Origin of the sequence: Marinovum sp. (assembly GCF_048263515.1) — a bacterium.
Taxonomy (GTDB): domain Bacteria; phylum Pseudomonadota; class Alphaproteobacteria; order Rhodobacterales; family Rhodobacteraceae; genus Marinovum.
In genome coordinates this window covers 32452-45865 of sequence record NZ_JBLXEC010000019.1, presented here as the reverse complement: position 1 = coordinate 45865, position 13414 = coordinate 32452, and the positions used below count along the sequence as shown (strand labels likewise).

13 protein-coding genes are annotated in these 13414 nt (G+C 67.7%); 12 read left to right on the top strand and 1 reads right to left on the bottom strand.

The annotated features are described in order from the left end of the window. Positions 1-26: 26 nt before the first annotated feature. Positions 27-188 carry a hypothetical protein gene (locus ACN0SE_RS16065; RefSeq protein WP_417525549.1) on the bottom strand — a complete coding sequence of 54 codons (162 nt, stop codon included), beginning with the start codon at positions 186-188 and terminating at the stop codon, positions 27-29. A gap of 120 nt (positions 189-308) precedes the next feature. On the opposite strand from ACN0SE_RS16065, the gene ACN0SE_RS16060 reads away from it, so the two are divergent. The 12 genes from ACN0SE_RS16060 (at position 309) to asnB (ending at position 13210) form a co-directional block, all read left to right on the top strand. Next, on the top strand, positions 309-1346 hold the full coding sequence (locus ACN0SE_RS16060) for a hypothetical protein (protein WP_417525548.1): 1038 nt from the start codon (positions 309-311) through the stop codon (positions 1344-1346). A gap of 56 nt (positions 1347-1402) precedes the next feature. Next, the gene (locus ACN0SE_RS16055) at positions 1403-2170 is read left to right on the top strand and encodes a sulfotransferase (RefSeq protein ID WP_417525547.1); all 768 of its coding nucleotides are present in this window, start codon (positions 1403-1405) and stop codon (positions 2168-2170) included. A 56-nt stretch (positions 2171-2226) separates the two neighbouring features. Beyond that, complete coding sequence (locus tag ACN0SE_RS16050; RefSeq protein ID WP_417525546.1) at positions 2227-2955, top strand: putative nucleotide-diphospho-sugar transferase; 729 nt, start codon at positions 2227-2229, stop codon at positions 2953-2955. After that, positions 2952-4112 (top strand): glycosyltransferase family 4 protein, encoded by a 1161-nt coding sequence (locus ACN0SE_RS16045; RefSeq protein WP_417525545.1) that lies wholly within the window; start codon positions 2952-2954, stop codon positions 4110-4112. The genes ACN0SE_RS16050 and ACN0SE_RS16045 overlap by 4 nt, the downstream gene beginning before the upstream one ends. Beyond that, the gene (locus ACN0SE_RS16040; RefSeq protein ID WP_417525544.1) at positions 4109-5065 is read left to right on the top strand and encodes a polysaccharide deacetylase family protein; all 957 of its coding nucleotides are present in this window, start codon (positions 4109-4111) and stop codon (positions 5063-5065) included. Before ACN0SE_RS16045 ends, ACN0SE_RS16040 begins: the two co-directional genes overlap by 4 nt. After that, positions 5062-5829 (top strand): formyl transferase, encoded by a 768-nt coding sequence (locus tag ACN0SE_RS16035; protein ID WP_417525543.1) that lies wholly within the window; start codon positions 5062-5064, stop codon positions 5827-5829. Before ACN0SE_RS16040 ends, ACN0SE_RS16035 begins: the two co-directional genes overlap by 4 nt. Beyond that, entirely contained in the window at positions 5829-6416 is a 588-nt protein-coding gene (locus ACN0SE_RS16030; RefSeq protein ID WP_417525542.1) for a serine acetyltransferase, read from the top strand. The genes ACN0SE_RS16035 and ACN0SE_RS16030 overlap by 1 nt, the downstream gene beginning before the upstream one ends. Further along, complete coding sequence (locus ACN0SE_RS16025; protein WP_417525541.1) at positions 6416-8107, top strand: ATP-grasp domain-containing protein; 1692 nt, start codon at positions 6416-6418, stop codon at positions 8105-8107. The genes ACN0SE_RS16030 and ACN0SE_RS16025 overlap by 1 nt, the downstream gene beginning before the upstream one ends. 13 nt (positions 8108-8120) lie before the next feature. Continuing rightward, positions 8121-8846 carry a DUF2334 domain-containing protein gene (locus tag ACN0SE_RS16020; RefSeq protein WP_417525540.1) on the top strand — a complete coding sequence of 242 codons (726 nt, stop codon included), beginning with the start codon at positions 8121-8123 and terminating at the stop codon, positions 8844-8846. A gap of 163 nt (positions 8847-9009) precedes the next feature. Then, positions 9010-10122 (top strand): glycosyltransferase, encoded by a 1113-nt coding sequence (locus ACN0SE_RS16015; RefSeq protein ID WP_417525539.1) that lies wholly within the window; start codon positions 9010-9012, stop codon positions 10120-10122. Continuing rightward, a complete protein-coding gene (locus ACN0SE_RS16010; RefSeq protein WP_417525538.1) occupies positions 10122-11225 on the top strand; it encodes a glycosyltransferase family 4 protein in 1104 nt (367 codons plus the stop codon). The genes ACN0SE_RS16015 and ACN0SE_RS16010 overlap by 1 nt, the downstream gene beginning before the upstream one ends. After that, the gene (gene asnB, locus ACN0SE_RS16005; protein ID WP_417525537.1) at positions 11213-13210 is read left to right on the top strand and encodes an asparagine synthase (glutamine-hydrolyzing); all 1998 of its coding nucleotides are present in this window, start codon (positions 11213-11215) and stop codon (positions 13208-13210) included. The genes ACN0SE_RS16010 and asnB overlap by 13 nt, the downstream gene beginning before the upstream one ends. The last annotated feature ends 204 nt before the right edge of the window (positions 13211-13414 follow it).

Genomic DNA, 13414 nt, shown 5'->3' with positions numbered 1-13414 from the left:
GCGAAATAGCCCCATCGAGCTTGAGCTCAGGTAATCTGCGCAGGGTGCAATTTGAAGAACAGTTCAATAACAGCCCTGTCGTCTCCCGGCATGGCGACTCTACGACTGTCCAGGTCTTCAGGTGCATTCTGGAACATCATGACACTGAAAGTGGCAGGCGGCGGCAAGCCAATCAATTGCTTCAGCATGCGCAGAGTTGCAATAAGAGGTTTATCTACAAGTCTGTGGTTGAGGTGCTCCGCAAAACGCCTTTGACAGCCAGGCGCCCCAGTATCGAGCTCTGTTCCCTTCAACACTCTCATCGTGACGTGCGTGAAGCTGTTCGCAAATTAGGTGAAGAAAGGTTGTGGAGGGTCTCTGAGCCACATTTGAATGCTGGCCATAGCGCGTCTGTTCGCGGAAAACTTGAAAAACTTGATGTTTCCTCCAGCAGTCTACCACTGGCGGGAGGGAAGTGGAAAAAGTTCTTTATTCGCTCGGCGCGTGAAGGCTTGCGCAATATCCTGAGTGACGACACCCTGTTCCGGGACATCGAAAATGCTCTCGAAAGAGAGATAGAGTATATCCGAAAAATTCTGAGGTTGTCGAAACGGAAACTTGTGGTGCTTGGCGAGCACCGGGCGGCTCACAATGTGATCTTGATCGAAGCCTGTAAGCGGGAGGGGATTCCGACGATTGTCTTCTTCCATGGCTATCTCAGGCTGAACAAGGGGGCAGCCGCAGCCGTGCTTCCGGTGAACGCAGATTACCTCGTGGTTTTCACCGAGACAGAAAGACAAAAGATCGTCGAGATGTCTCCACGAGATTGCCAGAAGGTTCTCTCCTTCGGGTTCACCGGCGTCGAGGGGGATCCACGCGATGCTTGGCGGCAAAGTGACGCCGAGAAAGTAATTACCTATTTCGCCGGGCCGATCAAACTCGAGGAAAACCTATTGCGGATTGGTGGCTGGGAGGTCTTGGACTTCTTCGAGGTGTTGAGCAAGGCGTGCCGGGATGCAGGATATAGGTTCTCGATACGGTTGCATCCGAAATCCAAGGAAATCGATGATCCGCGGATCATGAAAGAAATTCGGTCTCGATATGAGGTATCGTCCAATTCCCTTGTTGTGGATGCCTTGGCAAGCCGATGTGTCATCGGCTGCGCGAGCACATCGCTTCTACGGGCGGCTTCCATAGGTTGCCCTGTGTTCAACTTGACGGATCAAGGAGACGTCATGGCCGCTCTTCCCGACATGACGGCTGACGCATTTTGCCGGATGCTGTCTGAAAATGAAAAATCCCTCGGCGCGACCCGTGTCGACTTCCAGTCGGACTCCTTTCTGGAGCTGTTGAAGAGGCTTGTCTAGGGGCCGGGATTTCGGGGCGTGTTCAAGATATACCCAATGTGATCAGGGCTGAACCATTGCAGCAAGATTCAACGGAACTGGCTTTTTTCCATCCGGTCGTCGTTCTGGGCATGCATAAGTCCGGCACGACCCTAGTCGCTGATACCTTGCACCGCAGCGGTATCGACATGGTCGGTGCGGAGGCCAATGGCAGCTACGATGACGGCAACAAGATGGAACGTGCCGAAACCCGGTCGCTCAATATGCACCTTCTCGGTGATGATGGCGTGGAAAGCCTACGGTTGATCAGGTCCTTGCCTGAGGGCAGACCTGACCCGGCGCTGGTCGATCAAGCGCAGAGCTTGATCCGGAAGCAGGGCGAGGCCCCCTGGGGCTTCAAGGATCCGCGCACTCTCCTGACCTTCGATTTCTGGCAGGAGGTGCTGGATGCGCCCGTTCTGATCGGCGTTTTCCGGGACCCTGTCGAGGTTTTCGGACACTATGTCCGCCGTGCCGGTCGACGATGGATCAGCCGAGACCCGACCTTCCTGCCGGACGCCTTGCGCGCCTGGTGTGTCTATAATCAACGTTTGCTGGATCTGAGACGCAGGCATCCACGGCTGTTGCTGCTCGACTACGCGGAGTTCATGACATCGGATGCCGGCATGAACCTCCTATCGGAGCGACTCGGACGCGAGCTGGTCGACTGCCGCAAGCCGGCGATGCGCCGTTCAAGGGCAATACCGACCGCCGATTATCGCCTGGCGCGGCTGATCGTGCGCCTGCGCGATGGCATGGACCCGGCGCGGATCCACGCCCAATTGCTGGAAAACTCCTCGAAATGACCCGTGAAGCTCCGCTCCCCCCTGACGGCCTCCGGCGGCCCTTGCCCTCCCGCGGGGTGGTCTTCGTCGCCACCGGCGCAGGCTATATCGCCTGCGCCGAGGCGGCCGCCCGGTCGGTGCGCGCGCATATGCCGGATCTGCCCATCGCGCTGTTCACCGATGCCGGCAAGCTCGGTCATCCGGTGAGCGCAGTGTTCGACCCGGTGATCGAGCTTGCCTCCGCCCATCACCGCTCGAAGGTCGATTGCCTGATGAAATCGCCCTTCGAACACACGCTGTTTCTCGATGCCGATATCCGGGTGCTCGAGGATGTGAGCGAGCTCTTCGAGCTGCTCGAACGCTTCGACATGGCCATGGCCCATGCCCATGCCCGCAACCGCCACGCCACCCGCGCGGTCTGGACCCGGGCGCTGCCCGACGCCTTTCCGCAGTTCAACACCGGCGTCATCGTGGTGCGGCGCAACGCCCGGACCCGGGCGCTGCTGCAGGACTGGTCGGACAGCTACAAGGCGGCGGGCTTTCGCAAGGATCAGGTCACGCTGCGCGAGCTGCTCTGGCGGTCGGAGTTGCGGCTGGCCACGCTGCCGCCGGAATACAACATCCGCTATCCGAAGACCCTGTGGCTGTGGCGCAAGCGCGAGGCCCGGCCGCGGATCTGCCACTTTCACCGCTATTCCTTCGCCAAGCGGCGGGACTGGCTGATGTATCTGGCAAAACGGATGGTCGGATGGCCCCGGCGCATCGCCGTGCGCCTGCTTCGGCCGCAGAAGGGCGACGCGTCATGAGCACGGCGCGGCCCTGCGTCTGCCTGTTCATCGGGACGCTCAAGGCGGGCGGGGCCGAGCGTGTCACGGTGTGGCTGGCTAGCGAACTGCAGCGCCTGGGGCATGATGTGGTCGTGCTGACGCATTCCTCTCCCGAGAGCGACTTCTTCACCCTGCCCGAGGGGATCGCGCGCGAGACCGTGGGCTTCGACCAGGGACGCAACAGCCTGCCAGGCAAGCTGCTCATCAACCTGCGCCGCTGCCGGCAAGTGCGCCGGGTGTTGCGACGGCACCGGGTCACGGCGATGCTGGCGATGATGCCGCATGAATCGGTCATGGCGGTGGTCTCGGGCTTCGGCACAGGGACGCGGGTGGTTGTGTCGGAACGCAATGCTCCCTGGCATCGCAAGCAGGACCGGATATGGAGCACCCTGCGCCGCCTGGTCTATCGGTTCTCCGATGCGCAGGTTGTCCAGACGCAGCCGATCGCCGACTGGTTGCGCCGCGAAACCGGCAGCCGGAACGTCACCATCATCCCCAACGCGGTGCAGCCCCGCCTGCCCTCGGGGCCGCCGGTGGTCTCTCCGCAGGCCTGTCTGGGCCAGGGGCGCAGGCTCTTGCTGGCGGTGGGGACCAAACCCTATCAGAAGGGGTTTGACCTGCTTCTGGCAGCCTTTGCCCGCATTGCCGGCAGACATCCGGACTGGGATCTGGCCATTCCCGGCCTCCTGCCCGGCCGTGTCGAGGAAGGGATATCCGGTCAGGATATCCTCGATGCCGCCGCGCAGGCGGGGCTGTCCGACCGGGTGCATCTGCCAGGCCACCTGGGCAACATGCCGGATTGGTATGCCGCGGCCGATGTCTTCGTGCTCAGTTCGCGGTTCGAGGGCTTTCCGAACGTGCTGGTCGAGGCAATGGGGGCCGGCCGGGCCTGCGTGGCCTTTACCTGTGACACCGGGCCGGAGGAAATCATCCAGGACGGGGTCGACGGGGTTCTGGTTCGCGACATGACGGTCGAGGCCCTGGCCGACGCCCTCGACAGGGTGATGGGCGATGCCCCGCTCCGGACACGGCTGGCGGCGGCCGCCCCGGAGGTCATGCAGCGCTATGCGCCCGATGCGGTGGTCGGGGCCTGGTGTGACGTGCTGGGTCTGACAGCGGGGTCCGCCCGGCCATGAGCGGCGGCGAGCTGGTTCTTTCGCTGGATTTCGAATTGCTCTGGGGGGTGCGCGATCACGCCACGCGGGAAAGCTATGGCCGGCATATCCTTGGCGGGCGGGAGGCGATCCCGCAGATGCTGGCGCGTTTCGAGCGGCACGGGATCGCCGCCACCTGGGCGACGGTCGGCGCGCTGTTCTGCGGCTCGCGCGAGGAGCTGCTCGAGGCCCTGCCGCCCGAGGAGCTGCGGCCGCGCTATGCCAATGCGGCGCTGTCGAATTACCGCTACCTCGACGAGATCGGCCGCGACGAGGCCCTCGACCCCTGCTATTTCGCGGCCTCTCTGGTGGCCCGGATCGCCGCCTGTCCGGGCCAGGAGATCGCCACCCACACGATGTCGCATTTCTACGGCCTCGAGGCCGGCGCCAGTCTCGAAAGCTTCGTCGCCGATCTCGATGCGGCCTGCAAGGTGGCGGCCCGGCGCGGGATCACGCTGCGGTCGATCGTCTTTCCGCGCAACCAATATGCCGCGGCGCATCTTGACGCCCTCCGGCCCCGGGGCATCCGCCGCTATCGCGGCACGCCCCAGGCCTGGGCCTATCGTCCGGCGGCGGGCCCGGGGCAGACCCTGCCGCGCCGCGCCCTGCGCCTGCTCGATGCCCATACCGGGGTGCTCGGGCCGCATCTCTACCGCCCCGGGGGCGACAACGTGCCGGCCAGCCATTTTCTGCGGCCCCGCGCCGGGCGTCTGGCGGCGCTCCACCCGCGCCACCTGTCGGTGATCGAACGCGCGATGACCCGGGCGGCGCGCAGCGGGGCCGGGTTTCACCTGTGGTGGCATCCGCATAATTTCGGTGCCGAGACCGAGGCCAACCTGGCCGGCCTCGACCGGCTCATCGCGCATTTCAAGCGCCTGCAGGGCGACTACGGGATGGTGTCACGCTGCATGGCCGAGAGCGGAGGCCGCGAATGAGGCTGGTGGTTCTGGCCTCCGGTGGCCCGCCCACCGACATCCTGGTCAATTACCTAGAGGATGCCGGGCTTTCGCCCCTGGCCGTCCTGATCGAACCGGCGCAGTCCCGGCGGGCCCTGCTGCGCGGGCGGGCCCGCCGGCTGGGCTGGCGTGCGGTGGTCGGCCAGTTGCTGTTCATGGCGCTGGTCCTGCCGCCCTTGCGACGCCGCGCCGGCGCGCGGCTGGCCGCGATCCGCAGCGCCCACGGGCTGCGCGCCGACCCCCTGCCGGCGGACCGGATGATCGAGATTGCCTCCGTCAATGCGCCCGAGACCCGCACTCTCCTGCAGCGGCTTGCGCCGCAGGCGGTGGTGCTCAGCGGCACCCGCATCGTCAAGCCCGAGGTGCTGCAGGCCGCCGGCGTGCCGGTGCTGAACATCCACGCCGGGATCACCCCGGAGTTCCGCGGCGTGCATGGCGGCTACTGGGCGCTGTGGTCAGGGCGCCCGCAGGACTTCGGCGCGACGCTGCATCTGGTCGATCCCGGTGTCGATACCGGTGCGGTGCTGGCGCATCTCCGCCCGGCGCCCGCCCCGGAAGACAGTTTCGTGACCTATCCGCTGCTTCAGCTGGCCGCCGCGCTGCCGGCGCTGGTCGCGGTCCTGCAAGGGCTCGGCACGGGGCAGGGGCTGCCCGAGCCGGTGACGACCGCCGGTGCGGGACGGCAATGGTATCATCCGACGCTGGGGCAGTATCTGGCCGGGCGGCAACGCGGGGTGCGGTGATGCAGCAGGCCCCTCTCATCCGTTCGAAAGAGGCATACCGCGCCTGGGTCAAAGCCGATCTCGAGGCCGCCAGGCTGGCCGGCTGGCGGTTCGGCATGGGGCTGCGCCATCCGACGGTTCACTTCCTGCGCGTGCTGCGCCGGGTCGAATATCGGAAAAACTGCCCCCCGGGGCCCCTCGGGCGCCTCGAACGGGCCCTCCTGCTCGTCTATTTCCGCCTGCTGTCGATATACCTCGGCTTCACCATTCCGCCCAATACCTGCGGTCCGGGATTGCGGCTCAACCACTGGGGCACGATCGTGATCAGCGCCGAGGCGCGTCTCGGGGCGGGCGCGCATATCAATGTCTGCGTCAACATCGGGCTGAAGAACGGCAAGGCCCCGCATCTCGGCGACGATGTCTATATCGGCCCGGGGGCCAAGCTGTTCGGCGGCATCCGCCTGGGCGATGGCGTGCGGATCGGGGCCAATGCGGTGGTCACCTGCAGCTTTCCCGACAATGCCATTCTGGCCGGCGTGCCGGCGCGGGTGATCGGCGACCGGACCCGCAAGACCAGGAAGCAACCGCCGCAGGATGAGCCTGGCTGATGACTGAGCTCTCCCTGTCCGGCCGGCGCATCCTGCTGCTTGGCAGCAACGAACGGGCCGCCCTGTCGGTCTGCCGGTCGCTGGGCCGGCGCGGCGCCATCGTCGAGATCCTGGCCTTCGACCGGCTCCGCCAGCCGGCGGAACTCTCGCGCTACTGCCGCAGGCGGTTCCATTTCGGATCGCCGGTGACCGAGACCGCCGCGGTGCGCGACCGGCTCGGCGCGCATCTGGAGGCGACCGCCTATGATGCGGTCTTTCCGATCACCGACATGGCCTGCGAACTGGTCTACGCGGACCATGCAGCCCTGTCCGCGCGCACGGCGATCGTCGGCCCGGACCCCGAGGCCTATCGTCTGGCGGTGGACAAGGCCGAGGCCCTGGGTCTGGCGCGGCAGGTCGGGCTGCAGGCGCCCGAGGGCGTGCTGCTGGCGCAGGGCATGGATCCGGGGCCCGGGTTCGATCTTCTGGCCGCCGGACCGGTCTATGCCAAGCCGGTGCGCAGTTGCCTGCTGTCCGACGGTTTCATCAACACCTTCGAGGTGAAGAAATGCACAACCCCTGCGCAGCTCGAGCGGAAGCTCTCGGAAGACCTGCCGCGGCTGCCGGTTCTGGTCCAGAAACCGGTGGCGGGGCAGGGTGTCGGGCTGAACCTGCTGGCCGATCAGGGCCGGCTGGTGGCCGTCAGCATGAACCGTCGTCTGCACGAGCCCCCTGAGGGTGGCGGCAGCAGCTTTCGCTGCAACATGCCGGTGCCCGAGGCCGATGTGCGGCTGGCGCGCGAGATTGCCGCCCGGCTGGGCTGGTCGGGGCTGATGATGGTCGAGCTCAAGCAGGAGGGGGCGCGGCGGGCGATCATGGAGATGAACTGCCGCCCCTGGGGGTCGATCGAGACGGCGATCCGCGCCGGAGTGGATTTCCCGGCGCTCGCGGTGGCCCAGACGCTGGGCCTGCCGCTGCCGGAGACGCTGATCCGCAGTGACCGCCCGGTGCGGGTGCGCAATCTCAAGAACGACCTGCGCTGGGTCGTCGGACAGCGCCGCCGCTGGGCCGGGCGCAACTCGCCGCTGCTCGACTGGCTGGCGGCCGGGCCCCGCGCGCTTCTGAAGCGGGAACATCTCGACATCGAACAGGGCGACGATCCCCTGCCGGCCCTGGGACAGTTCAACCCGGTACTGGCCCGGCTGGGCCGCCGAGGCGGTCTGGCGGTGGGGATCACCAGGGCGCGCCTCGGCCATCGCCACCGCTTCCGGCGCCTCGACCCGCAGGAGCCGCTTCTGTTCCTGTGCCAGGGCAATATCAACCGCAGCGCGGTGGCGGAGATCCTGTTCCGGGAGGCGGGGTTCGGCAGGGTCCGCTCTGCCGGCGTGCTGCCGTTTCAGGGCCGGGGCATCAGCCCGGCGGCGGCCCGGTTTCTTGCCGAGACCGGCCGGGACGGCGCCGCGCACCGGTCCACCAACCTGCACAGCTGCAAGGGCTTTCTCGCCGAAGGCGCGCGTGTCGTCGTCTTCGATCACCGGACCCGGGCGGATGCGCTGAGGCTCTGCCCCGCGCTTCGGTCGCAGATCCTGCTGTTCGACGATCTTGCGGTGGAGGCCTCGGGCGAGCTGCATGACCCCCAAGGCGCGCCGGAAGCCGTCTACAGGGCCTGTTTCGAACGGATCGACGCGGTGCTGCGGGATCAGACCGGGTGAAAGGGCGCTTGTGATGGCACGTTTCGTGATTCGGCTGGATGATATCTGTCCGACGATGGACCATGAGAAATTCGCCCGGGCCCGGGCGCATTTCGCGGCCGCGGATGTGCGGCCGCTCCTCGGGATCGTGCCGGACAACCGCGACCCCGACCTCGAGATCGACGCCCCCGACCCCGCCTTCTGGGCGCAGATGCGCGCCCTGCAGGCACAGGGCTGGGCGATTTCGCAACATGGCTACCGGCACCTGATCCACACCGGCGCGCGAGGGGTGCTGGGCATCTCGCCGCGCAGTGAATTCGCCGGCCGGCCGCTCGCGGCGCAGCACGACGACCTGGCCGCGGGGCAGAGGATACTGGCCGGCGAGGGCCTTGCCACGGATGTCTTCATGGCGCCGTTTCACAGCTACGACAGGGCGACGCTCCGGGCCCTGAACTCCCTGGGCTTTGCCACGGTGACCGATGGCTACGGGCTGTTTCCCTGGCAGGCGGGCGGTCTGCGGTTCGTGCCGCAGCTCTTCGAGCGCCCGGTGCATTTCGGGCTCGGCACCTATACGATGTGCCTGCATCTGAACAACATGACGTTGGACGAGATCGATGCCCTCGGCCAGTTCGTGTCCGCCAATGCTGCGCGCATCATCGGCTTCGATCAGGCCTGCGTACGCGCCTGGCCCGCGGCCCTGGCAGCACCGCTCGGCCTGCCGCTGCGGCTGGCCCTGACGGCCAGGCGGCGGCTGCGGTGACCCGGATATCAGGCATGGTTTCGGAGGGATCGGAGACCCCATGCAGATGACCCGGCGCGCCTTGGAAGGTGCAAAGCCCCCCTCCGGCCCTGTGATCCCCATCGTGTAACCGCGGAACTTTCTGAGAAGGCCATCAATGACGGGAAAAGACAAAGCGAGGCGCGTGGTCCATGTCCTCTATTCGGGACTGGGCGGGCATGGCGCTGTCATGTTCGGCATGCTGGACGCGGGGTTCTATGCCGATGCGGAGCATCTGGTCCTGCTGACCGGCGTCGAACCGCCGCTGCAGGATTACGTCACGCGCCTCGACCAGCGGGGGATGGCCTGGCGCTACGTGCCCAAGCAGCCCGGCCGGGGCTATGTCTCCTTTTACAAGGCCCTGCGCCGGGCGATCTTCGAGACCGACCCCGATCTGGTCTTCGTCCATGGGCTGGCGACGATCCCCTCGGTGGTCTGGAACCGCTCGCGCGCGGTGGTCTTGGTGCGTGAGACCGAGCCGCAGTCCACGAAGTCGGCCAAGGACTGGGGATCGCTGGCCGTGGCCCATGCCAGCGTCGATGCGATCGTGCATCTCACCGAGGATGCCGCGCAGACGGCGGCGGCCAAGCTGCGGCGGCTGCACCGGCCGGGCAAGGTGCGGATCATCGGCAACGGCCTCGATATCGAGGCCTTCAGCCCCGCGCCCGGAGGGGCGGAGCGGCTTCTGGCCGGGCCGGTGGTGCGTCTGGGCATGGTGGCACGGCTGCAGCCCAACAAGGATCACCTGACCCTGATCGATGCCTTCGACCGGCTTTGCGCGGCGCGCCCGGCGCTGGACGCCCGGCTCGAGATCGCCGGGGACGGCACCACCCGGTCCGGGCTGGAGGCCGAGATCGCGCGGCGCGGGTTGCAGGACCGGGTCACCCTGCACGGCACGCTGGGCGCGGACGGGGTGCGCGACCTGCTGCGCGGACTGGACATCTACGTGCACGCGAGCCTCGGCGAGACCATGAGCAATTCGATCATGCAGGCGATGGCAGTGGGGCTGCCGGTGATTGCCGGCGCGGTCTCGGGGGTCACCAACATGGTCACGCCCGATGTCGGGCTGCTCTATCCCTCGCGCGATGCGGCGGCGCTTCAGGCGGCGATCGCCGGCCTCCTGGACGCGCCCGAGGAGGCCCGGCGCCTCGGGGCGGCGGCCCGGGCCCGCGCGCTGAGCCAGTATGATGCGAAGCGGACGGCGCAGGCCTATGAGGCGCTCACTGAAGGGCTCATCCGCGCCCGGGCCGGCGGGTGATGCCCGAGGTCCTTCACCTGATCCCCTATGACACGGTCGGCGGGGTGGAAACCGCGGCGCGCACCGTCCCGGCCCGCTGGGACGGCCGCGCCGGGGCGGTGCGGTTCCGGCGGGCCTATCTGGTGAGCCATTCCGCCGTCGAGGTGTTTCCGGAGGACTGGCACGGGCCGGCCGTCTCGGTCAATCACCCGGTGGCGCATTGGAAGCTGTTGCGGTTCGCGCTGCAAAGCCGCGCCGATCTGGTGGTGGCCTCGCTCTGGCGCAGCTGCCCGACGGTCATCGCCCTCAAGCTCCTGCGGCCCCGGACCCGGACCGTGCTGTTCCTGCATTCCGCGGTCGATGTTCACCTGCCGGATCGGCTGCTGAACCGGGCCGCGATGTATCTGGCCGACGAGATCTGGGCGGATTCCCCGACAACGCTGGAAGCCCGCGTGCCGGCCGCGGCGCGGGGACGGGCGCGGGTGCTGTCGTTTCTGACCCGGCGCCCGCCCGGCCTGGACCGGCGGGCGCCGCCGCAGGCCGGCACCGGCGCCATCGCGCCGCGGTTCATCTACTGGGGGCGGCTGCAGGCGGAAAAGAACCTCGGGCGGGCGCTCGAGGTTTTTGCCGCGATCCGCAAGCGGGTGCCGGGCGCGCGCTTTGACATCTTCGGCCCCGATCGCGGGGCGCTGGCCGGGCTGCAGGCGCAGGCGCACGCCCTCGGGCTGGACGAGGCGGTGCGCATTCCCGGACCTCTGCCGCAGGAGGCGCTGCTGGCGCGCGCCCGCGACTACAGCTTCTACCTGCAGACCAGCCATTTCGAGGGCATGGCCATGTCGGTGATCGAGGCGATGGCGGTCGGCCTGGTGCCGGTGGTGACGCCGGTGGGCGAAATCCCCTCCTATTGCCAGGATGGCGTGACCGGCCTGCATGTCACCACCCCGGAAGACACCGCCCGGCGGGTCACCGCCCTCATCGACGATCCCGCGTCCTGGCGTGCGCTTTCGGACCGTGCCGCGGCCCGATGGGCCGGGGCCGATCTGTTTCAGGACGATTACCGCGCCGCCTGTGACGCGCTTCTGTCACGGCCAGCAACTGGGAGACCTCCGGCATGTGTGGACTAGCGGGTTTCGTGACCTTCCACCCGTTTGACGCGGCTGCGAAGGCGCGTCACAAGCTGCAGGCGATGACCCGGGCGATTGCCCATCGCGGCCCCGATGCAGAGGGCTACTGGCTGGAAGAGAGCACCGGGGTGGCGCTCGGCCATCGGCGGCTGTCGATCCTCGATCTGAGCCCCTCGGGGGCGCAACCGATGCATTCGCCCTGCGGCCGCTATGTCATCGTCTTCAACGGCGAGATCTACAACCACCTGGCGCTGCGCGCCCGGTTGACGGAGGCGGTGCCGGGGCTTGCCTGGACCGGCCATTCCGACACGGAAACCCTGCTGATGGCGATTGCCACATGGGGGCTCGAGCCTGCGCTCGCGACGGCTTGCGGGATGTTCGCCCTGGCGCTCTGGGACCGTCAGAGCCAGAGGCTGTCGCTGGCGCGCGACCGGATGGGGGAAAAGCCGCTCTATGTCGCAGAGCAGGCCGGGGGCTGGAGCTTCGGCTCGGAGCTGCGGGCCCTGCGCGCAGGCGGGCTGGACCCGCAGATCGATCCCGCCGCCCTCGCCGCCTATCTGAGGTACGGCTATGTCCCCGACCACCTGTGCATTCTGTCAGGGGTCCGCAAGGTGATGCCCGGCAGCATCCTCGATCTGCGTGCCGGGGCCGCGCCCGAGGCGCGCCGTTACGCCGAAATCGAGGCCCAGTTCGGCCGGCCTGCCCCGGTCACCGACCCGGGGGCGGCGGTCGCCCGCCTCGAGCAGGTGCTCGAGGAGGTGGTGAGCGATCAGATGATCAGTGACGTGCCGCTCGGATGCTTCCTCTCCGGCGGTGTCGATTCCTCGCTGGTGGCCAGCCTGATGCAGGCCGGATCCGACCGGCAGGTGCGGAGCTTCTCGATCGGTTTCGAGGATGCGCGGTTCAACGAGGCCCCGCATGCCGCCGCCGTGGCAGAGCACCTCGGCACCGAGCACACCGAGTTCATCCTCAAAGAGGCGGATGCGCTGGCCATCGTGGCGGATCTGCCGCGTATCTATGACGAGCCCTTCGCGGACAGTTCGCAGATCCCCACGACCCTGCTGTGCCGTTCGGCCCGCCAGCATGTGACGGTCGCCCTGACCGGCGATGGCGGGGATGAGGTCTTCGGCGGCTACAACCGTCATGTCCGCGGGCCGGGGCTGTGGGAGAAGGTCACGCAGCTGCCCCGGGTCCTGCGCAAGGCCGGCGCCGGGGCCGTCACCGGGGCGGCGCGCTGGGGGATGCACAGCCCGCGGATGTCGCGCTATGCCACCTCCGCACTGGGCCTGCCGCTGACCACCCTGGAGAACCTGCCGAAGCTGGCGGCGACGCTGCGTTCGGCGGGCAATGCCGAAGAGTTCTACCAGACCTTGGTCTCGACCGGGCAGACCCTCGAGACCCTGCTTCTGGACCCCGCGCCCCCGGCGCCCCGCGACCCGCGGGCCCGGGAGCTGTCCGGGCTGGAGATGGCGGAATGGATGATGGCGCGCGACACCACCGGCTATCTGCCCGGCGATATCCTGGTCAAGGTGGACCGCGCGGCGATGAGCGTCGGGCTGGAAACCCGCGCACCGTTTCTCGATGCGCGGGTGGCAGAGGCGGCGCGGCAGATCCCGATCGGGCTGCACGTGGACGGGCGCCAGGGCAAGAAACTGCTGCGCGCGCTGCTGTATCGCCATGTCCCGCAGGCGCTGATCGAACGCCCCAAGCAGGGCTTCGCCATGCCGCTCGATGACTGGCTGCGCGGCGCCCTGCGGCCCTGGGGCGTGACGTTGATCCGCGATCAGGCGCTGGTCGCGGCGCTCGGTCTCGATGGCGCGCAGCTCGCGGCGCTGTGGCAGCGCCACCAGAACCGGCGCATCGATGCCGGCAAGTCGCTCTGGGCGCTGCTGATGCTGCTGCTCTGGGCCAGGGACAACGGCATCGCCAGCCCGGCGCCGCAGCATGAGCAGCCCCGCCGCGCCGAGGCGCCCGCGCCCCACTGACCCGCCGCCGGACGGGCAGGCATTCGGCCGCCACCGGACCCAACGTGCAGTCGGCAACCTCAGGGAGATATCCATGCACGACAAGAGACATCTCCTATTCCACAGGACCGGCGGCGTGTGGCAACCAGATACGAGAGAGGCCCCACGGTCTTTCTCTCGGCACTGGCCCGCGTCGCACGCGTCAATTGCTGGTTATGGGCCCTG

Excerpts from the sequence above, each read along its gene's own strand:
- ACN0SE_RS16065 (WP_417525549.1), bottom strand. The coding sequence starts at position 188 with ATGCTGAAGCAATTGATTGGCTTGCCGCCGCCTGCCACTTTCAGTGTC.
- ACN0SE_RS16045 (WP_417525545.1), top strand. The coding sequence starts at position 2,952 with ATGAGCACGGCGCGGCCCTGCGTCTGCCTGTTCATCGGGACGCTCAAG.
- ACN0SE_RS16040 (WP_417525544.1), top strand. The coding sequence starts at position 4,109 with ATGAGCGGCGGCGAGCTGGTTCTTTCGCTGGATTTCGAATTGCTCTGG.
- ACN0SE_RS16035 (WP_417525543.1), top strand. The coding sequence starts at position 5,062 with ATGAGGCTGGTGGTTCTGGCCTCCGGTGGCCCGCCCACCGACATCCTG.
- ACN0SE_RS16030 (WP_417525542.1), top strand. The coding sequence starts at position 5,829 with ATGCAGCAGGCCCCTCTCATCCGTTCGAAAGAGGCATACCGCGCCTGG.
- ACN0SE_RS16025 (WP_417525541.1), top strand. The coding sequence starts at position 6,416 with ATGACTGAGCTCTCCCTGTCCGGCCGGCGCATCCTGCTGCTTGGCAGC.
- ACN0SE_RS16020 (WP_417525540.1), top strand. The coding sequence starts at position 8,121 with ATGGCACGTTTCGTGATTCGGCTGGATGATATCTGTCCGACGATGGAC.
- ACN0SE_RS16010 (WP_417525538.1), top strand. The coding sequence starts at position 10,122 with ATGCCCGAGGTCCTTCACCTGATCCCCTATGACACGGTCGGCGGGGTG.
- asnB (WP_417525537.1), top strand. The coding sequence starts at position 11,213 with ATGTGTGGACTAGCGGGTTTCGTGACCTTCCACCCGTTTGACGCGGCT.